We start from the raw sequence: 20,225 nt of genomic DNA, 5'->3' as shown, positions 1-20,225 counted from the left end.
CCATTAGGTAGCAAATCGGGGCAATTTTATTCATATTTTACCCTATCAGTTGATAAAGGATACGGGTAAAGTTACCTATTATTTCTATTCTAACAGCTGTCAAAAAGTAGTAACATCACTGGCCTGCCGATATCACTTTCGTCACCTGCATTAGCCACTTAGGGAGCATCGTTTGATAAGCGTTTTTCTTGTTGATGACCACGAGCTGGTTCGCGCAGGTATTCGTCGTATCCTGGAAGATATTAAAGGGATCCAGGTCGTTGGTGAGGCGAACTGCGGCGAAGAGGCGGTTAAATGGTGTCGCGCTCACTGTGCGGATGTCGTACTGATGGATATGAATATGCCCGGTATTGGCGGCCTTGAAGCGACGCGCAAGATCATCCGTTATACGCCTGACTGCAAAATTATTATGTTAACCATCCACACTGAAAATCCCCTGCCAGCGAAAGTTATGCAGGCCGGCGCTTCTGGCTATCTCAGCAAAGGTGCCGCACCGCAGGAAGTGATCAGTGCAATTCGTTCGGTTAACGCGGGACAGCGCTATATCGCTTCTGATATTGCTCAGCAGATGGCACTCAGTCAGATTGAACCGCAAAAGACGGAATCGCCGTTTAGCTGTTTGTCGGAACGCGAATTGCAGATTATGCTGATGATAACAAAGGGGCAGAAAGTGACGGAAATTTCCGAACAGCTTAACCTGAGCCCTAAAACTGTTAATAGTTATCGCTATCGCATGTTCAGCAAACTGAATATTAGCGGTGATGTAGAGTTAACGCATTTGGCCATTCGTCATGGCCTGTTCAGCGCGGAGTCGTTAATCAGTAGTGAATGATCTGTTTGATGCAAAGAATTTCCTGAAAACCGTCACCAGCCAGCCGGGCGTTTACCGGATGTATGACGCTGGAGGGACGGTCATCTACGTTGGCAAAGCCAAAGACCTTAAAAAACGACTTTCCAGTTATTTTCGTGGAAACCTGGCCAGCCGTAAGACAGAGGCTCTGGTGGCCCTGATCTGCCATATCGATGTCACGGTTACCCATACGGAAACCGAAGCGCTGCTGCTGGAACATAACTATATTAAGCTCTACCAGCCTCGATATAACGTGCTGCTGCGTGATGATAAGTCCTATCCCTATATTTTCCTCAGCGCAGACACGCATCCGCGTCTGGCCAGCCACCGCGGCGCTAAACATGCCAAAGGCGAGTATTTCGGGCCTTTCCCCAATGGCTATGCCGTGCGGGAAACCTTGTCCCTGCTGCAGAAAGTTTTCCCGGTACGTCAGTGTGAAAATAGTGTCTACCGCAACCGTTCGCGTCCGTGCCTCCAGTACCAGATAGGTCGCTGTCTTGGCCCTTGCGTAAAGGGGCTGGTGTCCGAAGAAGAGTATGCCCGCCAGATTGACTACGTCAGGCTGTTCCTTTCTGGCAAAGATGATCAGGTGCTGAACCAGCTGGTTGGCCGCATGGAGCAGGCCAGCAAAGAGATGCGCTTTGAAGAGGCCGCCCGCCTGCGCGATCAGATCCAGGCCGTACGCCGCGTGACGGAAAAACAGTTTGTCTCCAATCAGGGCGACGATCTGGATGTCATCGGCGTGGCCTTCGACTCCGGAATGGCCTGTCTGCACGTTCTCTTTATTCGTCAGGGCAAGGTGCTGGGCAGCCGGAGCTATTTTCCGAAGGTGCCGGGCGGCACTGAGCTGGCAGAAGTGGTACAGACATTTGTCGGACAGTTCTATTTGCAGGGCAGCCAGGCGCGCACACTCCCCGCCGATATTCTTCTGGATTTCACCCTGCCCGAAAAAGATCTGCTGGCGGAGTCGCTGACCGAGCTGGCCGGACGGCGAATTGCCATCCAAAGCAAGCCGCGTGGCGATCGTGCCCGCTACCTGAAGCTGGCGCGCACCAATGCGGCTACCGCGCTGGTGACCCGGCTGGCACAGCACTCTACCATTCACCAGCGCCTGTCGGCGCTGGCCGACACGCTGAAGCTACCGGCTATCCGCCGTATGGAATGTTTTGATATCAGCCATACCATGGGTGAGCAGACAGTGGCTTCCTGTGTGGTGTTTGATGCCAACGGACCACTGCGCAGCGAATATCGCCGCTACAATATCACCGGTATTACCCCTGGCGATGACTATGCGGCGATGAACCAGGTGTTGCGCCGCCGTTATGGCAAGGCGCTGGAAGAGAATAAAATTCCTGACGTGATCCTCATCGACGGCGGCAAAGGCCAGCTGTCACAGGCGAAAGAGGTTTTTGCCGGCCTGGATGTGCCCTGGGATAAGCATCATCCTCTGTTACTGGGTGTAGCAAAAGGCACCGACCGTAAGGCCGGACTGGAAACGCTGTTCCTCGAACCGGAAGGGGAGGGGTTTTCCCTGCCGCCTGACTCACCGGCACTGCATGTTATCCAGCATATTCGTGACGACTCTCACAATCATGCAATTACAGGCCATCGTAATAAACGGGCTAAAGTGAAGAATACCAGCGCGCTGGAAACTATCGAAGGCATAGGCCCAAAACGTCGTCAGATGCTGCTGAAGTACATGGGGGGCCTGCAACCGCTGATGAATGCGTCGGTGGATGAAATTGCCAGCGTGCCGGGGATCTCGCACGGACTGGCGGAAAAAATCTTCCACGCGCTGAAACACTAAGCATTGCAACACCCGGGGCAATGTAGGAACATAGGGACAAATTCTACTCTGTCCAGACAGTTAGCGTAATTATGCCATTTAATATTCCGACCCTACTTACCCTGTTTCGCGTAGTCTTAATCCCGTTCTTTGTCCTGGCTTTTTACCTGCCATTTCAATGGGCTCCGCTGGCCTGTGGGCTGATTTTCATCTTCGCGGCAATTACCGACTGGTTTGATGGTTACCTTGCCCGTCGCTGGAAACAGACGACACAGTTTGGTGCGTTCCTCGATCCGGTGGCGGATAAAGTGATGGTGGCGATGGCGCTGGTGCTGGTGGCGGAGTACTTCCACTCCTGGTGGATCACGTTGCCGGCGGCGACGATGATCGCCCGTGAGATTATTATCTCTGCACTGCGCGAATGGATGGCAGAAATTGGCAAACGTAACAGCGTGGCCGTCTCCTGGATTGGTAAAGTCAAAACGACGGCGCAGATGCTGGCGCTGTTCGCGCTGCTATGGCACCCGAATCATCTTGTTGAGGGGATCGGCGTGGTGGCGTTATACATTGCCGCCGTGCTCACTTTCTGGTCAATGTTCCAGTATTTGAGCGCTGCACGCGGCGATTTGCTCGAACGGTGATCGAAGCGATTTAAAAAGCAGCAAACGGATGCGTTGTGAGGATAATTTGGTTGACTCATTCCTCCAGAACAGTAGAATGCAACGCATCGAAAGGCAGCTCAGACAGCCAGAAGATAAAGCAAATCAGCAAGTTCTGTCAGTATCATCTCAAACAGAATAAAACCTGATGGCAATGCGGGAATAGCTCAGTTGGTAGAGCACGACCTTGCCAAGGTCGGGGTCGCGAGTTCGAGTCTCGTTTCCCGCTCCAGATTACGTGATCAGAGATGACTCTCTGATGACAAAAAAGAATTAAAGGCGCGTTGGCAGAGTGGCCATGCTACGGATTGCAAATCCGTCTACCTCGGTTCGACTCCGGGACGCGCCTCCAATTAACACCCAAGCCCGGGTGGTGAAATCGGTAGACACAAGGGATTTAAAATCCCTCGGCTTATGGCTGTGTGGGTTCAAGTCCCACCCCGGGCACCATTTTAGAACTACCGATTAAAACGAATAAAAACAAGCAGTATGCAGTAATGTCGTAACCGCCCAAGGGCGGTTTTTTTGTGTCTGAATCTTTTTCCTGAGACATCATTTAAAGATGTCCTGGTTGGGCTTAGAGCCCCGCATCATGGATATCGTGCATTGCCAGGGCACCGACCACCCGGTTATCCTCCGACAGCACTGGTGCGGCAGAAATTTTCCTTTCATGGAACGCAGCCCGCGCTTCAGAGGCCAGTTGCGAAGGGGAAAGGCTGAAGCCCATGGGGGTCATTGCATCGACTATCGCCGCGGAAATCTGGCCACCTTTCAGCAGCCAGCGACGTAAATCACCATCACTGAATACGCCGCGCAGCCTACGGCCCCGGTCCGTTACCGCCACCAGACCCAGCCCTGTGCGCGTCAGTTCAAACAGAGCATCACTTATCAATGCGTCCTCCTGTACCTGGGCTATTTTCCCGCCATTGCGCATAATATCGCCGACCCGACAGAGCAGACGCGCGCCGAGACTGCCGGCTGGATGGGTACGCGCATAGTCATTCTCATCAAAATTACGTGCCTTCATCAGGGCGATGGCTATCGCATCCCCCATCATCAGGGTACAGACAGCAGAAGAGGTAGGGGCCAGGCCAAGCGGGCAGGCCTCACGTGACACTTCTACGTTAATCACGTGGTCAGCCTCCTGCGCCAGCGGTGAATCGGCATTGCCAGTAAAGGCAATGATCCCCACTGGCAGGGCGCGTAACAGTGGTATCATGCGGCGAAATTCGGCAGCGTGACCTGAGTAAGAGATCAGCACTACCACGTCGCCTGCGGCAATCATACCAAGATCACCATGCAGGGCTTCGGCGGGATGCACATAAAATGCAGGGGTTCCGGTGCTGGCCAGTGTAGCAGCGATTTTTTTTCCAATGTGGCCTGATTTACCCATGCCACTGACGATCACTTTTCCGCGGCAGGCTAGCATCATTGTGCAGGCATCCGCGAAAGCGTTACCAAGCCTGTCAGGCAGACTGACGATCTGATCGATCTCCGTCTGCAGCGTCTCTCGGGCTGCTTCGATCAATATTTCACGCATCAGGTTATTTATCTCCCGCGATAATCACATCAATGCCGCGATCACGCAGTTGTGCCGCCACATCATCAGCAATCCCGCTGTCTGTGATCAGTACATCTACCGAGTCGAGAGTGCATACCACATTTGGACTTTTGCGGCCAAATTTGGACGAGTCAACCAGCAGGATAATTTTTTGTGCCGCACGGCACATAGCCTGGCTGACACCGAACACTTCATTAAACGTCGTGACTCCGGCATTAAGGTCAACGCCGTCCGCTCCAATAAACAACTTGTCGAAGCTGAAATGGCTGAATGCGGCTTCCGCCAGACTACCGTGGAATGAAGCGGACGTGCCGCGATAGGTACCGCCTGGCATTAGAATCACCTGATCGTTATTGAGCTCAACCAGCTCGTTAACGATGGTCAGGCTGTTCGTCATCACAGTGATATTATTAAATTTAGCAAGGTGGGGGACCATCTGCTGCACGGTGCTGCCGGCGTCAAAAATAAGCGAATCACCTTCAGAAACCCACTGGGCTGCACGTGAGGCAATCTGTTTTTTCTTATCCGAGTTAATAAAGGTTTTCCTGTCGATAGGCTGGTCGCCATCGTCCCGGTTCAGCATAACGCCACCGTAAGTGCGGATCACTGCACCCTGCTGCTGGAGCAGAGAAAGGTCTTTGCGGATGGTGGTGCCTGTGGTGTCAAAGTAGGCACTCAGTTCTTCAACCGTAGTACGACCTTTGCCCTGGAGGTATTCAAGTATCAGTGCTTGCCGCTGTATTGGTTTCATCCTGGTTTCCCTGTCGTAGGCCAATAGATTCCTTTCGTATTCGCACAAACAAAGCAAACAAGGAAGGGAAATCTTTCAAAATGAAAGATATCACCGTTTGTTTGTTATGGCCAATTCCAACGCCGTGCGCATGGCTTTATTGTGGGGATAAATGTGAGCTGGCACCAGGTTCTGAATATTCAGTCCGTTAAGGGCATCATCTGGGATGGGCTGAGAGAAGACGGTCAGCCCACGCATGACAAAGTTTCCCGTAATCATGTGGCGGCTGTCAACGCAGATAACCAGTACCGCCCGCGGTTTAAAGCGACCTGAAGAACGGCCAATCCCGATACGGCCCTCTGATGGAAGCTGCGTCAGGGCATGATTAAAACGTGACATCTGTAACCAGCCCAGGGCAATTTGTCCCAGCCAGGCGAAGCCTGCTACGCAGATAAACATATTCACTGAACTCATCGTGTTCTCCATTAAAAAACCGGCAGCGTTGTGCTGCCGGGAAGGTCTTAAAACATCACCTGGCCGCCGGTGATATTGATGGATTGCCCGGTACAATAGGCGGCTTTATCACTGGTATAAAACAGCAGAACGTTGAGCACATCCTGATAGTCACAGCCCCGCTTTAGCGGGACTTTATCGATGTAATATTGCTCCACGTCGTCCGGTTCAATCCCCAGTTTCTCGGCGTATTGTGGCAGCAGCGACTGGAACATCGGTGACTTAAGCAGATTGCCCAGCATCAGCGAATGAACGGTAATGCCGTACTCCGCCAGGTCAAGGGCCAGCGATTGTGTCAGGCCCACGCCGCCGAATTTAGCGGCGCTGTAGCCTGCATTATGTTTACTGCCCACTTTCCCCGATTTAGAGTTTATCTGGATAATCCTGCCGCCTGCACCGTCGCGGATCATCAGTCTGGCGAACTCCCTGGCACACAAGAAATAGCCCACCAGGTTGACCTGTAAAGACAAATCAAAATCGTTGAGCATAAACTGGGTGATCGGGGCTGCCCGCGCCACCCCGGCGCTGTAAACCAGCACATCGGCACGACCAAATGCCTCATCCACGGCACGAGCAAGCTCTGCCACACTTTCTTCTCCGGTGGCATCGACCTGAAAACCTGTCGCCACATTTTTTCCCTGCGCGCGATTAATTTCAGCCGCGATGGCTTGCGCATTACTGATATTGAGGTCCGCAACGGCAACTTTATAACCGTTTTCAGCAAGACCCTTACACAGGTAAGCACCCAGTGTCTGACCACCACCGATAACTACAGCAACCTGATCCATTGATTTCTCCTGTTAATGACTTAAAACACGAAACTTCTGACCCGGTTTAATGCCGGCTGGCACTCGGCCTGCAACATGCACTGTGCCAGGGGATTCGGCTGTGGTCGCACCATCAAACTTCACCGTGATATGGCCCAGTTCACGCAGATTGATATCGGCGACATCACCGACCGCTGTCACCGACCAGCTCTGTTCGCCGATGCTGAGCACACCACCTGCGACAATCGGAGTGTCGCCACGTTGTTCAGGTCGGTGGATAAAACAGTACTCCGCAACATCACTGGGGGCGCCTTCACCGAAGGTGATCAGGAAGTGGTCTTCAAGCGCTTCGATGGCACAGTCGCCAACGGCAATAAAGGTGGATTCATAGACAGTTTTCATCATCACTCCCTCAGTTACTGATAGATCAAGCCGGACACGGCCCATGCAAGCAGAACAGCCGGTGCACCGGTCAGGAAACGCCCGACCAGAACGGAAGGAACGCCAACACGCACGGTTTCCTGGCGCGCTTCCGCCAGTGAAAGTCCTACCGGGATAAAGTCACAGGCGGCCTGCGAATTGATGGCAAATAGCGCGGGCAGAGCCAGATGTGGTGGGATAGTGCCCTGGCCAATCTGTACGCCCACCAGCACGCCGATCACTTGTGCGATCACCGCACCAGGGCCGAGAAATGGCGACAGAAGAGGAAAGGAGCAGATCAGCGCCAGTGTGACGAGTCCAACCGGGCTGTTCGCCAGTGGCGTCAGGCCATGGGCGATAAAATCGCCGAGGCCGGACGCTATAATGATGCCGATCAGCGCTGATACGAAGGCCATAAAGGGCAGGATGGTTTTCAGAACCGTATCAATGGTTTCGCGCCCCGCCTGGAAAAAGACGGCGACGACAGACCCCATCCCCATGCCGACTTTCGCCAGCAGGCCATCACTTTGCTCAGTGATTTTCTTGCTGGTGTCGTAGTCGGTGTGTTGAGTTAGCATCGGTTTTTCCTGTGGAAGGGAAACCTTTGGCGCGTCGCTGTTTTCCTCGGATGTGCGGATGTCACCAGGGCGTACACCGGACACATAGATATCTTCGGTAATAAACTGCGCCAGAGGGCCCGATTTACCGGTGGCATGAATATTGATAGTGGGGATACGTCGCTTTGGATACAGACCACAGCGCAGGGTGCCACCACAGTCAATGACTGCCACGCCGATCTCTTCAGCCGGTGGTTCGCCCTCTTTAAAGGCATCCACCGTCTCCCAGCCAGTCAGTTTGTGCAGGCGGTCAACGATGGCCGGACGAGTGCCAGCGGTGACGTAAACGATTTTTTTGCCCGGTGCTGGCACTAAAAATAAGGGACCACCCCAGCCGCTTTCGCCTTTATGAATTTCAATAATCTTAGCCATGATTCTCTCCGCTCTTATAAACGAACGTGACGGTCAAGTTGGATGTGCATTTTTCTTTCGAAAATGGAGGTGGTGAGATCGGTCACCCAGCCGCGGAAGAAGTTCATCACCATCCCGACCAGCAGATAGCTCACCGCCAGCGGGCCAAGTGGTAAGTTCAGGGTGGTCAGGCCGTTAGCAATACCGAGGTAAACGAAGAGCTCTCCTGGGTTGATATGAGGAAAAAGGCCGTTCATTGAGTGGCAGCTGTACGATGCAGAGGCGTAATAGCTCGGCTTGTACTTCTCAGGCATGAACCTGCCGAGGCTCAGTGTCATCGGGTTGCAGAAAACAAAGGTGCCAATCACTGGCAGCAGCAGATAGCGCGATACCGGGTTACCTGCGCAGCGCTGAGCCAGTTTCTCGATCCTTTTCTGACCCACAAAGACAATTAACGCATTCATTATCACTAGCAGGCTGATCAGCAGGGGGAGGATCCCTGTCACCATGCCGACAAAAACGTCCCCTCCTTTCTGGAAGAGCCCGATAAACCATTCGGCTCCGTGCGTAATGCTTTCAATCATGATGAAACCTCTTTACGTGGATAACAGTGGATATTGTTATTTTCTGTGAAAGCTAATCTAGCCTCTGAGAGGTTTATAAAAAACCACACTGATCACAAAATGAATGAATTATCTTTCAAATAAAAAGAAAAAATGAAAGATTTAGCCTTTCATTTGTTCTTTTTTGCCGGCGGAACTGGCCGCCAGGCGAAAGGAGGAAAGAGAAAAGAGAAAAGAGAAAGGAGAAAAGAGAAAGGAGGGAGATTCAATAGGCTAAAACGGGAGCAGGGGGGTTACGGCTCCTGTGTCAGGCATAGCACCATCACCGTCACCCACTCTTCTGAAATCCAACGCTGTTCTACATCCTGCCAGCCAAGGCGCCGATAGAGGGCCTGCTGATCTGGCGTATACAGCCACAGCGCTTCCATCTGCTGGTCGGCAGCGCGGGCGATGCAGGCGTTAACCAGCGCCGATCCGACACCTTTACCGCGCCACTCGCACGGGGTAAACACTTCTCCCAGCCAGAAACGGCGCTCCGGCCGGTCGTCCAGCTCGTACTCAATCACGCTGGCAGTGCCGGTCAGCGTCCCTTCGGCCGTTGAGGACACGAACGTGAAACTGCCGCTTTCATTTTGGTTACGCTCCAGCAGGCGTTGTTCAATCACAGGCAGCGAGGACCAGGCAGGAAAGTCTGACCATTCACTGTGCAGCAGACGGGCAATTTCACGGTGGCATTCAGGCTGCTGGCATAGCGGAAAAATGTGCATCAATCGGTTCCTCAGTGGGGCGTTGCCTGGCAGGGCGATAAAGAATTATCTACACTCTTTGGCAGCTGTCTTCCTTTCTTTATCTTGTCGTGGCTATAATTGCCATATCGTTTAGTTAGAGCTCTAATTATCAGGTATCTTACCTATTGAACATTCAGGAACTTAATTTCTCCCGCTTGCTGCATCTGACTGCCCACGCATGGCGTCAGGCTATTGACCGGCGCATGAAAGATAATGGGCTTAGCATGAGCAGCTGGATGGCGGTGGCGACGATCGCTATTCAGGATCAGCCTATGAGTCAGAAAGAGCTGGCACAGGCACTGGGGCTGGAAGATGCCAGCGTGGTTCCCCTGATTGACCGGCTGGTAAAACAGAATCTGGTTGAACGATTTCAGCCTCCGCAAGATCGCCGTAAGCGGCTGCTACACGTTACACCCAAAGGTGAGCTGCTCTATCAGCGTCTGAAAACTGAGGCGGATGCTTTGCGTAACGAACTGCTCTCCGGGGTGAACGCGGATGAGCTGGCAGTGACACAGCGTGTTCTGCAGCAATTGCTGGTGGCGACAGAGGTGAAGTAAGGTGTCACGCGATAAAGCCAACCCCTACGCACCGCGAGAGTGGGCGCCCGGCGAAAAGCCCATGCTGCCCGGGTCTCCTTCCACGCCGCTGCACCCGACACATAAACGTATTGCCTTTGGCATCGTTGGCCTGCTGATTTGTATCACCGGGGCGCTGAGTAATGCGCTGGTGACCGCCAATCTGACCAACCTGCAGGGGGTATTTGGTGCGTATAACAACGAAATCGCCTGGCTCCCGGCGGTTTACGTCATGGGCAATATCTCGATTAACCTGCTGCTGGTGAAGTTTCGTCAGCAGTTTGGCCTGCGGGTGTTTACAGAGGCCTTTCTGGTGTTGTACGTGCTGGTGGCCTTTTTCCACCTGCTGGCCAATGACCTGAGCTCGGCGATTATCGTGCGTGCGGCGCATGGGATGGTCGGGGCAGCCCTCAGTTCCCTCGGTATCTATTATCAGGTTCAGGCCTGGCCGGCGAAACACCGTCTGAAGGCGCTGGCCATTGGACTGGGCGCTTCGCAGCTGGCCATCCCGCTGGCCCGGCTCTTCTCGACAGAACTGTTACAGCTGGATGAGTGGCGCGGACTGTATCTGTTTGAACTGGGTCTGGCGCTGATGGCGCTGGGTGCGGTGCTGATCCTCAAGCTCCCGCCGGGCGAGCGCACCAAAGTGTTCGAGAAAAAAGATTTTCTTACCTTCTTCCTGTTGGCTCCCGGTATGGCACTGTTTTGTGCCGTGCTGTCGCTGGGCCGCATCGAATGGTGGACCAGCACGCCCTGGCTCGGCGTCTGCCTGGCGCTGGGTCTGGTGCTGGTGACGGCCGCCGTGCTGGTGGAGCATAATCGCAGTAATCCGCTGATCAACACGCGCTGGCTGGGCAGTGGGGCGATTTTCCGCCTGGGTATTGTGATGATCCTGCTGCGTATCATGCTTGCCGAACAGAACACCGGGGCGATCGGCTATCTGCAACAGCTGGGATTGCAGAACGATCAGATGCAGGGGCTGGCGCTGGCGATCCTCGCCGGCGTGGCGGCGGGTATTGTCTGTAGTGCGCTGACCATTAATCCCAAACATCTGAGCTGGCCGATCGTGCTGTCGCTGATTATTGTGATGGTGGCCTCGCTGATGGATGCGCAATCCAGCCCGCTGACTCGCGGCAATAATATGTATTTCAGCCAATTCCTGCTGGGATTCAGTACTTCCTTCTTTATCGCCCCGGCCATGCTGCTGGGCGTGGGCAGCGTGGTGACTCAGCCGAAGAACCTGGTGAGCTTTGTTGTGCTGTTTGGTATGAGCCAGAACCTCGGCGGCCTGATGGGGTCGGCGCTGCTCGGTACCTTCCAGACCTGGCGTGAAAAGTACCACTCCAGCCTGCTGGGCGACCAGCTTTCGCTGCTTGATCCTAACGTGACGGAACGCCTGGCGCAGTACAACGCCCTGTTCAGCAGCCTGATTGGTGACAGCACCCTGCAGGGCGCACAGGGGACGACACAGCTCCAGACCGTTGCCACCCTGCAGGCGAATGTGCTGGCCTACAACGATGTCTATATTCTGACCGCCTGTATGGCAGGGATCACATTACTCTGGGTGCTGTGGCGTCTCTCGCGTCTGCGCTATCTCAACTGGCAGCAGGCAAAACGCGAAGCGGAAGCGGAACAGCGTGCCATGCAAAATATTAACAAGACGATTATCCGGTAACACCAGCAGGCGGAGCAACACCTCTGCGTGCAGTGCAACAAACGGAACACGGGGAAATTATGAGTCAACAGGAACAGCAGCAGCTCACGGAGCGTCTGAGAAATAATAAGCTGCGAATTATATCGATAGCCCTCGGGTCAGGCATTGCGCTGGTCGGCGTACTGGTGATCCTTTATGCCTGGCAGCTCCCGCCCTTTACCAGCCAGACGCAGTCGACGGAAAATGCCTACGTGCGCGGCCAGGTGACGTTTATCAGTCCGCAGGTGAGCGGCTATATCACCCAGGTTAACGTACTGGACTTCCAGCCCGTGCACCAGGGCGATTTCATGATGACCATTGACGATCGGATTTATCGTCAGCGCGTCCACCAGGCGGTGGCGCAGCTGGAGATGAAAAAGGCGGTACTGGCCAATAATATTCAGCAGCGGCGCAGTGCAGAAGCGGTGATCAAACGCAATGAGGCCGCGCTGCAAAATGCGAAAGCGCAGGCGGTGAAAGGCGGGCTTGACCTGAAACGCGTCGAAAATCTGGTTTCCGACGGCTCACTGTCGCTGCGTGAACGCGATGCCGCGCGCGCCAGCAACAGTCAGACGCTGGCCGACGTGCAGCAGGCGCAGGCAACGCTGGAAGTCTCGCGTCAGGATCTGCAAACGGCGATAGTCAACCGCGCCTCGCTGGAGGCCGACGTGGCCAGTGCACAGGCCGCACTTGAGCTGGCGCAGATTGACCTCGATAACACTAAAATTATCGCCCCCCGCGATGGACAGCTGGGCCAGATTGCCGTACGGCAGGGGGCCTACGTGACGGCGGGAACCCGGCTGACGTCACTGGTGCCGGAGCAGAAGTGGGTGATCGCCAATATGAAAGAAACCCAGATGGCGCATATCAGACCTGGCCTGCCGGTCAGCTTCCGTGTTGATGCACTGAACGGTGAACGCTTTAGCGGAGAGGTAGAATATATCTCCCCGGCGGCAGGGTCTGAGTTCAGCGCGATCTCCCCGGATAACGCGACGGGGAACTTCGTTAAAATCGCCCAGCGTATTCCGGTACGCATTAAGATCACCAGTGACAATACCCGACATCTGCGTCCGGGCATGTCGGTGGAGGTGAATATTGATACGGCAGCGGCACCGTCGGGAGAGAAAAAATGATCCCTGCGCCAAAGACGCTGTTCGTGATGATGCTGTCGGCCACGCTGGCCGGATGCGCAACCGAGGTCGAACAGGCCCCGTCATCGCTGCCGATCCCTACGCAGTGGCGTAATCAGGTCGGGCCGGGGGCGGCTGTGGAAGCGAGCTGGTGGCGGGCGTTTAATGACCCGTCGCTGAATCAGCTGGTGGATCAGGCGCTGCGCAATAACCCGGATATTCTCACTGCCCGCTCCCGGGTCGATCAGTACCGTGCTCAACTGCGCGGTGCGCAGGGCGATAATTTCCCGACGCTGGATGCGGGCGTGTCAGCCACGCGTGCGCGCTCCCTGTCAGCTGCTACCGGGCAGCCGGCTGAGTCGGCGGTGTTCCAGGGGCTGTTGCAGGCCAGTTACAACGTTGATTTGTGGGGGGAACGCAGCAGCAGCATTGACGCCGCGAAAGCCTCTCTGGCAGCACAGCAGGCGGCCGCCAGTGCGGCCGAACTGACGATTGCCAGCTCGGTGGCCTCGGGGTATATGACGCTGGTATCACTCGATGAGCAGCTGCGGGTGACCAGGGCCACGCTGGCCAGCCGCGCAGACTCCTTAACGCTGGCACAGCGCCAGTTTGAATCCGGTTATACCTCCCGGCTGGAATGGGTGCAGTCACGATCGGAATACCAGACGGCGAAGGCGCAGGTTCCCGTCTTGCAGCATCAGATTGCCCAGCAGGAAAACGCACTGAGTATTCTGGTCGGGATGAACCCGCGTCAGATCGCGCGGCAGAACCACTTTGACCATGTTGTTCCGCAAACCCTGCCCGCGGTGATGCCTTCACAGCTGCTGCAACGCCGGCCGGATATCGTGCAGGCCGAACGGCAGCTGCTGGCCGCTGATGCCTCACTGCAGTCGTCGCGCGCCAGCCTGCTGCCCTCGCTGAACCTGACCGCCAGCGGTACGATGCAGAGCTCCGTGCTGCATGAACTGGTAGAAAATCCTTTCCGTCTGTGGAGCATCGGCGGGAGCGTGCTGGCCCCGCTGCTGAACCGCGAAGCACTGACGGCACAGGTCGATGTTTCGATGGCCACGCGCAATCAGGCTCTGTACAACTACGAAAAAGTGGTGCGCAGTGCATTCAGCGAGGTCAATGACGATCTGGATGCCATTACCCGCTATCAGGAGCAGCTGGCCGAACTGCAGGAGCAGGAAACGGTGGTGCAGGAGGCGCTGCGCATTGCCCGCAACCGTTACCAGAATGGTTATGCCTCTTATCTGGATGAGCTGGATGCCCAGCGTTCGCTGTTCAGCATCCAGCTCAGCGTGGTACAGGCGAAAAACAACCTGCTGCTGGCACAGATTGACCTTTATCGTGCCCTGGGTGGCGGCTGGCAGTCGTCATAACAGGGCCGGTGAAAATGGGCCGACCGTCAGCCAAACAGCTTAAGGCTGGCCGTCAGCTTGCGCAGGGCTTTCTTATCCCCGGTAATCCCCAGCCCCAGATGCTGCAGATCCCCGGTGGCCACTTCGCTGACTGCCGCCGCAAACGCCGCGTAATCAACCGTCATCTGGCCCTCGCGGGGAAAGAGAACGACATCAAGCTGCTGCTCTCTGCAGCGTGCGAGCAGCGCGCGCAGCTGCGTATTATCAGCTGACAGTATGGGGATCCCTACCGGGATCAGGCCAGGATACTGCTGGCCGTGGGCGTCTGACAGCGTATGACCCACCAGGCCGGGATGGCGCTGACCCAGTGTCAGCGCGATCACCGCTGCCGCATTCGCCGCCTTGCCACTGGCTAAATCCTGGTTCAGCACCACCACACAACGAACATCACTCATCACTTTTACCTTCTGACGGAGAAAACACGCAGCGTAAATCAGTGCGGCGGCTCAGTCTGGAAGATTTGTGCAGTATTGCTGATAACGGGCGGGGGTTAACTGACTGGTGCGCCTGAACCAGCGACCTAAATGGCTTTGATCGGCAAAACCCAGCTGTGCCGCCACCTGGACAGGCGGCAGCCCCACGGCGAGCAGGCGACGTGCTTCGCTCAGACGCAGCTGGATCAGCCACGCGTGCGGGGGCAGGCCGAAGTGGGCATGAAATTCGCGCGACAGGCGAAAACGGTCAACGTCCAGCGCCGCAGCGATATCGCTCAGACCAATATCGTCATAGCGGCGATCCAGCATAAAATCCCGCGCCCGCTGCGCGAGGGTTTTCTCATGCGCCGGAATATGGATTGGTCTGCGCCAGTGCAGGTGGCGCGTCAGCGCGGCAAACAGACGCTGCAGTGCGCTCTCTTTGACGATTTTCAACTCCCCCTGATGCAGCGCCTGAAAAGCATCAAACGTTGCCCGGGCCAGTTGGCGGTCGCCACTGAGCGTGCGGGCAAAATTCAGCTCGAAATGGTCGGGAATATCACTGAACTGGCTGGCCAACTGTCCGCGCATGGTCAGCGGATCGATGTACAGCATCCGGTAGGTAAACCCGCTGTCGTCAATGGCATCGCCGTCGTGCAGTTCACCGGGCTCCAGAAGGAACACCGTGCCGGGACGGCTGCGGTGCTGCTGACGGCGGGTATGAAACTGCTGCACACCCTGTTCCGTTACGCCGACAAGATAGCTGTCGTGCCAGTGCGGATCGTAGGCGTGTCCGGTAAAATGCGCGCGCAGCGTCTCTATGGATGACAGTCCGTCGCGTGCGAAGTCTACCCAGCCTGACTGCTTCATTTTTTCTCCCCTGGTTTACGGCGGTCTCTCAAAACCGCGGATTTTCCGGCGCCGGCCTCTGAACTCCGGGTGCTGAAACCGGGCGGAGCGAGCTGACGGAATGATGAAAATATTAGTTAAGGTTGATAATTATTTTGTCTGACTGTTCAAGTTGTGAAGCAATCGGACTCGCTGATTTTCAATAAAAAAGTATAAGTTATTCCGTTTTCAGCTGTCTTTAATCAATTTATTACGTTAATACATGGGCATCTCGTGCTATTATTCCGCGCGATTATTTGAGGATAACTGACGCTTTCTGGCGTGATTCGCGCCTGCAGCAGGCTGCAATTGCGTTAGTAATACTTACTTTTGGTGAAAGGGACGTCTTTCATTCTTTATCGGCACCCCAACAGGAATGTTTTGCCGGTGCGCTGTGGCTGAACATGAAAAACAGTTCCAAACCTGAGTCTGAAAAAGAACCCCGTGTCCCGTTAGATGATGCGCAGTTTGCCATAGTGGTGCTTGCCGTTACCTCGTTCACGCTGATTATCTTTGTGCTGGGCATCACGCTGTGGATGTCCTGATCGGTCCCTGACTGAGCTTGATCTGCTGGCTGCGCAGCGTCAGCGCCATCGCCTCATTGACGGTACGATTACCGTTGGCATCCGGTAAGCCAAACAGACCCGCAGGATAACGGCGATCGTCATCCCATGCCGGATAATCCACTGCCGGATAGAGCGAAATGCCTTCCAGCTGAACACCGGCATTCAGTGCCAGCTCACCTTCATGAATCACACGATTAAGCCAGTCCTGACTGCGGCCCGCTTCCGCACCGGTTTCCGCAATCAGCAGCGGCCGCTGGTAGCGCTGCCACACGTCCTGTAACAGCAGGTTCAGCGGACGATAATCAGGGTGATGGGGCTCCAGCGGATCGCCGTTATGGAACCACTGATTATCCGGATACCAGGTCAGCCCGATAATATCCAGCAGATCCTCCGACCCTCCAAGCTCCGGCTCGCTTCTTCCCGCCAGCCAGTCCCAGACTTCAAACTGCGCCTGATGTTGTCGCTCTGCCTCCTCCCGGGCGGCGGCGGAATAACCCGAAGCGGCCACATGAACCAGCGGATCGGTGATGATAAAGCGCGCGCCGGGCAGCTCTTCACGCATGGCGTGCATGGCGGCAATGCTGGCGCGGGCCAGCTGACGCTTAAGCTCGCGCCCCCGCCCGGTGACAAAGGGGTTAAACCAGGCAATTTCCGCTCCGGCCCAGGACCAGAAAGAGATTTGATTCATCGGGGTGATAAACGGGTGGGTATGGCCTTCGTCCCGCAGCAGGCGGGCAAAGTCCCGGGCGTAAGCGCTGAAACGATCAACAAATTCATCCCCCCAGATATCCAGCCCGTCCGGCCAGCCAAAATGGGCCAGCTCCCAGATCATCTCAATCCCGTGTTTTTCTGCAGCTTTTAGCTGCGGCAAAAAGCTGTCCCAGTGGTATTCTCCTGGTTGCTTCTCAATTAAGTACCAGCGGGCGCCGTCGCGCGCCGTGAGGATCTGGTGACTGGCCAGCAGGGCGTAATCTTTTTCAAGCAGTGTATCGTGACCGCTACTGATCATTAAATCTGCACGCTTACCGGGGGTGCGGCAGGCGGTTGAACAGGCAAAACTGCCCTGGAAAAAACGCGCGAAGAGGGCTGGCTGGTGACGGCGTGTGACCGCCGTGCTGTCATCATGCATGATGTTCTCCCGGGGCAATAAACGCAGGCGATGGACTAAGTCTAGACTATATGTCTGCCTCACTGATCCCGGCGAAAAACAGAGGAAGAATAACTGGATGAATAACAGCATTACCGCTAAGGATCGCTGATGACCGACACGTTCCACTCACCGCAGGCAGACAGCGCGGCTGCCGGGACACGCCTGAAACAGGCGATTACGCCGCTGATTGCACAGCATCCTGAGCACAGCGGGGTCTATCCGTTGTCTGAAGGGCTGGATGCCTTCGCTGCGCGTTATCAGCTGATCACCCTGGCGGAAAAGACGCTGGATATACAGTATTACATCTGGCAGAACGATCTGTCCGGCAGGCTGCTGTTTAGCGCGCTGCTGGCGGCCGCAGAGCGTGGGGTGAAGGTGCGCCTGTTGCTGGACGACAATAACACGCTGGGACTGGATCGCACGCTGAGTCAGCTGAACCGTCACCCGCTGATTGAGGTGCGTCTGTTTAATCCGTTTACCTTCCGCACGCTGCGGGCGCTGGGTTATCTGACCGATTTTGCTCGTCTCAACCGACGGATGCATAACAAAAGTTTTACCGTGGACAATGCGGCCACCATCGTCGGCGGCAGAAATGTCGGCGACGAATATTTTGGCGTCGGTGATGAACCGCTGTTTTCCGATCTGGATGTGCTGGCGATCGGCCCGGTGGTGCATGAGGTCGCGCAGGACTTTGAGCGCTACTGGCAGAGCCGACCAGTGGCACCACTGCGTCGGGTGGTGGATGAGGAAGAGAATGCCACCTCAGCCGTCACCCTGCCGGAAGCCTGGCGCGACAGTCCGCAGGTGGCGCGCTATCTGCGTCAGGTCGATGAGTCGACCTTTGTGACCGGTTTAGACAACCGATCGCTGCCCTTCACCTGGGCGAAAACCCGTCTGCTCAGTGACGATCCCCGCAAAGGCCTGGGCCGGGCGAGAACCAGCACGCTGCTGCCGCAGCGTCTGCTGGAGGTGATCGGCAGGCCTCAGCAACAGCTGGACATTATCTCCGCCTATTTTGTGCCGACGCGCACCGGCGTCGCGCAGCTGCTGGCACTGGTGCGTAAAGGCGTGAAGATTTCCATTCTCACCAACTCGCTGGCGGCGAATGACGTATCAATCGTCCATGCCGGATACGCCAAATGGCGTAAAAAACTGCTGCGCCATGGCATTCGCTTATACGAACTGAAACCACACAGTGACGTGCGGGAACCAAGCCATGATCGGGGCCTGACCGGGAACTCAGGATCCAGTCTGCATGCCAAAACGTTCAGCGTGGATAACCAGACGGTATTTATCGGTTCATTTAACTTCGACCCCCGTTCCGCGGTGCTGAACACGGAAATGGGCCTGGTGATTGAGAATGAGGCGCTGGCTACGCAAATCCACCAGCGTTTTATCAGCAGCATGCGCGACCGCGCATGGACGCTCAGACTGGATAAATGGGGGCGGGTAAACTGGGTGGAGTACCCGGGGGAAGGCGCGAACGAAGTGGTGCATAAACGTGAGCCGCGCACCCGGCTGATACAGCGTCTGCTGGTCCGTCTGGTATGGCGGCTGCCCATTGAGTGGTTATTGTAGGGGCGACCTGTTGTCTGGTCGCCCCCTGTCTGCTATTTACGCTGCGGTTTACCGGAAAACAGGAAGCGCAGCAGCGGAATACGCAGGTGGATTTCGTACAGCAGGAAGGCAATGCCAAAGACGAAAACCAGCCCGGCGAAAAAGCCCAGGGTATTACTGTCGATCTTTTTGACAAACAGAATACCGTAAAGAATGGTCAACGGGTGATGCACCAGGTAGATGAACAGGGATGCATTGACCAGATAAGTGACGCGCGGCGAATGAGAGTTAAGCATCCGGTGGCCGAAGGTGAATACCACATTGACCATCCACAGGCCCATCAGCATCGACACCACTGCATCAATCTCATACAGCCAGCCTTCGCCTTTACTCCAGGTCTGGTTAGCCACATAGGCGGCAAAAGCCAGTGCGGAACCGATAAACGTCCAGGGAACCGGGCGGACGAACAGGGCTTTAATCGCCGGGTATTTCCACGCCATGGCGCCCAGAATAAAGAAGGGCAGATAAAGCAGCGTCTGCATTACCGCCATATTAAACAGCGCATCGCTAAGAATTTGCGGTGCAAAAATGAACAGCATACGACGAAAAGCGATCCAGACCAGGCTGCAAAGCAGAATAAAACACGTTAAACGGGTCCAGGTGAGGTCAGAATAGTCTGTTTTTTGTCGTGTGCCATCGCGCAGAAAACGGAACAGCCAGAAGCCCGCCACTGTCAGTACAATCAGCACCAGAAGGAACCAAAGGTGCGAAATCAGATCCCAGACCAGGGTGTTATATTTTTCGTACAGTGTCTTACTGCTCCAGTCACCGATCTTACTGGTCCACTCTTTCAGCATAAAAAACTGCGGCAGCGTGATTAGCGGGATTGCCGTCAGCATCGGGATGCCAACCCGCTCCACGCGCACCTTCAGCCAGTCCGACGGGGTATAGCGCAGAAACAGCATATAAGAAAAATAACCTGAAATAACAAAGAATACCTGCATGCGGAAGGCATGGATAAAATCGTTCAGCAGCGTCAGCCATTCAGAGGGGGCGGGGCTGTTAACCGACCAGTTTTGTGTGGAATAAATCAGCGATACATGAAAAGGCACCCCTAACAGCATTAGCCAGGCGCGAATCGAATCCAGAAAATATTCTCGTTGTGGTGTTTTATTAGTCATATATATCCAATATTCAACACGTTATTAATCTGGCTCACCCTGAACC

At 55.2% G+C, this 20,225-nt stretch carries 21 protein-coding genes and 3 tRNA genes; 12 read left to right on the top strand and 12 right to left on the bottom strand.

Annotated features, from left to right (window positions below; genetic code table 11):
• Window positions 1-172 precede the first annotated feature (172 nt).
• The 6 genes from uvrY (at window position 173) to K6L24_RS13700 (ending at window position 3,745) form a co-directional block, all read left to right on the top strand.
• The gene (uvrY, locus tag K6L24_RS13725; protein ID WP_062743796.1) at window positions 173-832 is read left to right on the top strand and encodes a UvrY/SirA/GacA family response regulator transcription factor; all 660 of its coding nucleotides are present in this window, start codon (window positions 173-175) and stop codon (window positions 830-832) included.
• Complete coding sequence (gene uvrC / locus K6L24_RS13720) at window positions 825-2,657, top strand: excinuclease ABC subunit UvrC (protein WP_062743795.1); 1,833 nt, start codon at window positions 825-827, stop codon at window positions 2,655-2,657. The genes uvrY and uvrC overlap by 8 nt, the downstream gene beginning before the upstream one ends.
• A gap of 71 nt (window positions 2,658-2,728) precedes the next feature.
• Complete coding sequence (pgsA, locus tag K6L24_RS13715) at window positions 2,729-3,277, top strand: CDP-diacylglycerol--glycerol-3-phosphate 3-phosphatidyltransferase (RefSeq protein ID WP_062743794.1); 549 nt, start codon at window positions 2,729-2,731, stop codon at window positions 3,275-3,277.
• Between the two features lie 174 nt (window positions 3,278-3,451).
• Window positions 3,452-3,527 (top strand) — tRNA-Gly (locus tag K6L24_RS13710).
• A gap of 46 nt (window positions 3,528-3,573) precedes the next feature.
• Window positions 3,574-3,647 (top strand) — tRNA-Cys (locus K6L24_RS13705).
• A gap of 12 nt (window positions 3,648-3,659) precedes the next feature.
• Window positions 3,660-3,745, top strand: a tRNA-Leu gene (locus K6L24_RS13700).
• Window positions 3,746-3,872: 127 nt separating this feature from the next.
• On the opposite strand, the gene K6L24_RS13695 is transcribed toward K6L24_RS13700, so the two are convergent.
• From K6L24_RS13695 to K6L24_RS13660, 8 genes are all read right to left on the bottom strand, one after another.
• Complete coding sequence (locus tag K6L24_RS13695; protein ID WP_118664324.1) at window positions 3,873-4,835, bottom strand: KpsF/GutQ family sugar-phosphate isomerase; 963 nt, start codon at window positions 4,833-4,835, stop codon at window positions 3,873-3,875.
• 4 nt (window positions 4,836-4,839) lie between these two features.
• A complete protein-coding gene (gene srlR, locus K6L24_RS13690) occupies window positions 4,840-5,607 on the bottom strand; it encodes a glucitol operon DNA-binding transcriptional repressor SrlR (RefSeq protein ID WP_062743792.1) in 768 nt (255 codons plus the stop codon).
• 90 nt (window positions 5,608-5,697) lie between these two features.
• Window positions 5,698-6,060: a transcriptional regulator GutM gene (locus tag K6L24_RS13685; protein ID WP_118664323.1), complete on the bottom strand. Its 363-nt coding sequence runs from the start codon at window positions 6,058-6,060 to the stop codon at window positions 5,698-5,700.
• A gap of 47 nt (window positions 6,061-6,107) precedes the next feature.
• The gene (gene srlD, locus K6L24_RS13680; RefSeq protein ID WP_062743790.1) at window positions 6,108-6,887 is read right to left on the bottom strand and encodes a sorbitol-6-phosphate dehydrogenase; all 780 of its coding nucleotides are present in this window, start codon (window positions 6,885-6,887) and stop codon (window positions 6,108-6,110) included.
• Window positions 6,888-6,899: 12 nt separating this feature from the next.
• Window positions 6,900-7,268: a PTS glucitol/sorbitol transporter subunit IIA gene (locus tag K6L24_RS13675; RefSeq protein ID WP_062743789.1), complete on the bottom strand. Its 369-nt coding sequence runs from the start codon at window positions 7,266-7,268 to the stop codon at window positions 6,900-6,902.
• Window positions 7,269-7,282: 14 nt separating this feature from the next.
• The gene (srlE, locus tag K6L24_RS13670; protein ID WP_062743788.1) at window positions 7,283-8,275 is read right to left on the bottom strand and encodes a PTS glucitol/sorbitol transporter subunit IIB; all 993 of its coding nucleotides are present in this window, start codon (window positions 8,273-8,275) and stop codon (window positions 7,283-7,285) included.
• Window positions 8,276-8,289: 14 nt separating this feature from the next.
• A complete protein-coding gene (gene srlA, locus K6L24_RS13665) occupies window positions 8,290-8,838 on the bottom strand; it encodes a PTS glucitol/sorbitol transporter subunit IIC (protein ID WP_062743787.1) in 549 nt (182 codons plus the stop codon).
• A gap of 272 nt (window positions 8,839-9,110) precedes the next feature.
• Window positions 9,111-9,584 (bottom strand): GNAT family N-acetyltransferase, encoded by a 474-nt coding sequence (locus K6L24_RS13660; RefSeq protein ID WP_222682332.1) that lies wholly within the window; start codon window positions 9,582-9,584, stop codon window positions 9,111-9,113.
• Between the two features lie 146 nt (window positions 9,585-9,730).
• Here K6L24_RS13660 and K6L24_RS13655 point away from each other — a divergent pair, with 146 nt between their 5' ends.
• The 4 genes from K6L24_RS13655 (at window position 9,731) to K6L24_RS13640 (ending at window position 14,385) form a co-directional block, all read left to right on the top strand.
• Window positions 9,731-10,162 carry a MarR family winged helix-turn-helix transcriptional regulator gene (locus tag K6L24_RS13655; RefSeq protein ID WP_062743785.1) on the top strand — a complete coding sequence of 144 codons (432 nt, stop codon included), beginning with the start codon at window positions 9,731-9,733 and terminating at the stop codon, window positions 10,160-10,162.
• Window positions 10,163-10,223: 61 nt separating this feature from the next.
• A complete protein-coding gene (locus tag K6L24_RS13650) occupies window positions 10,224-11,855 on the top strand; it encodes an MFS transporter (protein ID WP_194716048.1) in 1,632 nt (543 codons plus the stop codon).
• 59 nt (window positions 11,856-11,914) lie between these two features.
• On the top strand, window positions 11,915-13,006 hold the full coding sequence (locus tag K6L24_RS13645; protein WP_222681567.1) for an HlyD family secretion protein: 1,092 nt from the start codon (window positions 11,915-11,917) through the stop codon (window positions 13,004-13,006).
• On the top strand, window positions 13,003-14,385 hold the full coding sequence (locus K6L24_RS13640) for an efflux transporter outer membrane subunit (RefSeq protein WP_118664320.1): 1,383 nt from the start codon (window positions 13,003-13,005) through the stop codon (window positions 14,383-14,385). Before K6L24_RS13645 ends, K6L24_RS13640 begins: the two co-directional genes overlap by 4 nt.
• A 26-nt stretch (window positions 14,386-14,411) precedes the next feature.
• Here the strand turns inward: K6L24_RS13640 and K6L24_RS13635 are convergent, their stop codons facing one another.
• Both K6L24_RS13635 and K6L24_RS13630 read right to left on the bottom strand, forming a co-directional pair.
• Complete coding sequence (locus K6L24_RS13635; protein WP_118664319.1) at window positions 14,412-14,819, bottom strand: DUF2000 domain-containing protein; 408 nt, start codon at window positions 14,817-14,819, stop codon at window positions 14,412-14,414.
• A 51-nt stretch (window positions 14,820-14,870) separates the two neighbouring features.
• On the bottom strand, window positions 14,871-15,707 hold the full coding sequence (locus tag K6L24_RS13630; RefSeq protein WP_118664318.1) for an AraC family transcriptional regulator: 837 nt from the start codon (window positions 15,705-15,707) through the stop codon (window positions 14,871-14,873).
• A gap of 422 nt (window positions 15,708-16,129) precedes the next feature.
• Between K6L24_RS13630 and K6L24_RS13625 the strand changes: the two genes are divergently transcribed.
• Window positions 16,130-16,270, top strand: coding sequence for a hypothetical protein (locus K6L24_RS13625; protein WP_162900974.1), 141 nt, complete (start codon window positions 16,130-16,132; stop codon window positions 16,268-16,270).
• Here K6L24_RS13625 and K6L24_RS13620 read toward each other — a convergent pair.
• Window positions 16,251-17,423 (bottom strand): beta-glucosidase, encoded by a 1,173-nt coding sequence (locus K6L24_RS13620; RefSeq protein ID WP_407065144.1) that lies wholly within the window; start codon window positions 17,421-17,423, stop codon window positions 16,251-16,253. The genes K6L24_RS13625 and K6L24_RS13620 overlap by 20 nt on opposite strands.
• A 126-nt stretch (window positions 17,424-17,549) precedes the next feature.
• On the opposite strand from K6L24_RS13620, the gene K6L24_RS13615 reads away from it, so the two are divergent.
• A complete protein-coding gene (locus K6L24_RS13615; protein ID WP_222681566.1) occupies window positions 17,550-19,019 on the top strand; it encodes a phospholipase D family protein in 1,470 nt (489 codons plus the stop codon).
• 32 nt (window positions 19,020-19,051) lie between these two features.
• Here the strand turns inward: K6L24_RS13615 and mdoC are convergent, their stop codons facing one another.
• Entirely contained in the window at window positions 19,052-20,179 is a 1,128-nt protein-coding gene (mdoC, locus tag K6L24_RS13610; protein WP_062743777.1) for a glucans biosynthesis protein MdoC, read from the bottom strand.
• Window positions 20,180-20,225 lie beyond the last annotated feature (46 nt).

It is taken from the genome of Erwinia persicina (genome assembly GCF_019844095.1).
Taxonomy (GTDB): Bacteria; Pseudomonadota; Gammaproteobacteria; order Enterobacterales; family Enterobacteriaceae; genus Erwinia; species Erwinia persicina.
The sequence above is the reverse complement of the archived record's forward strand: the minus strand, read 5'-3'. Positions and strand labels throughout refer to the sequence as shown.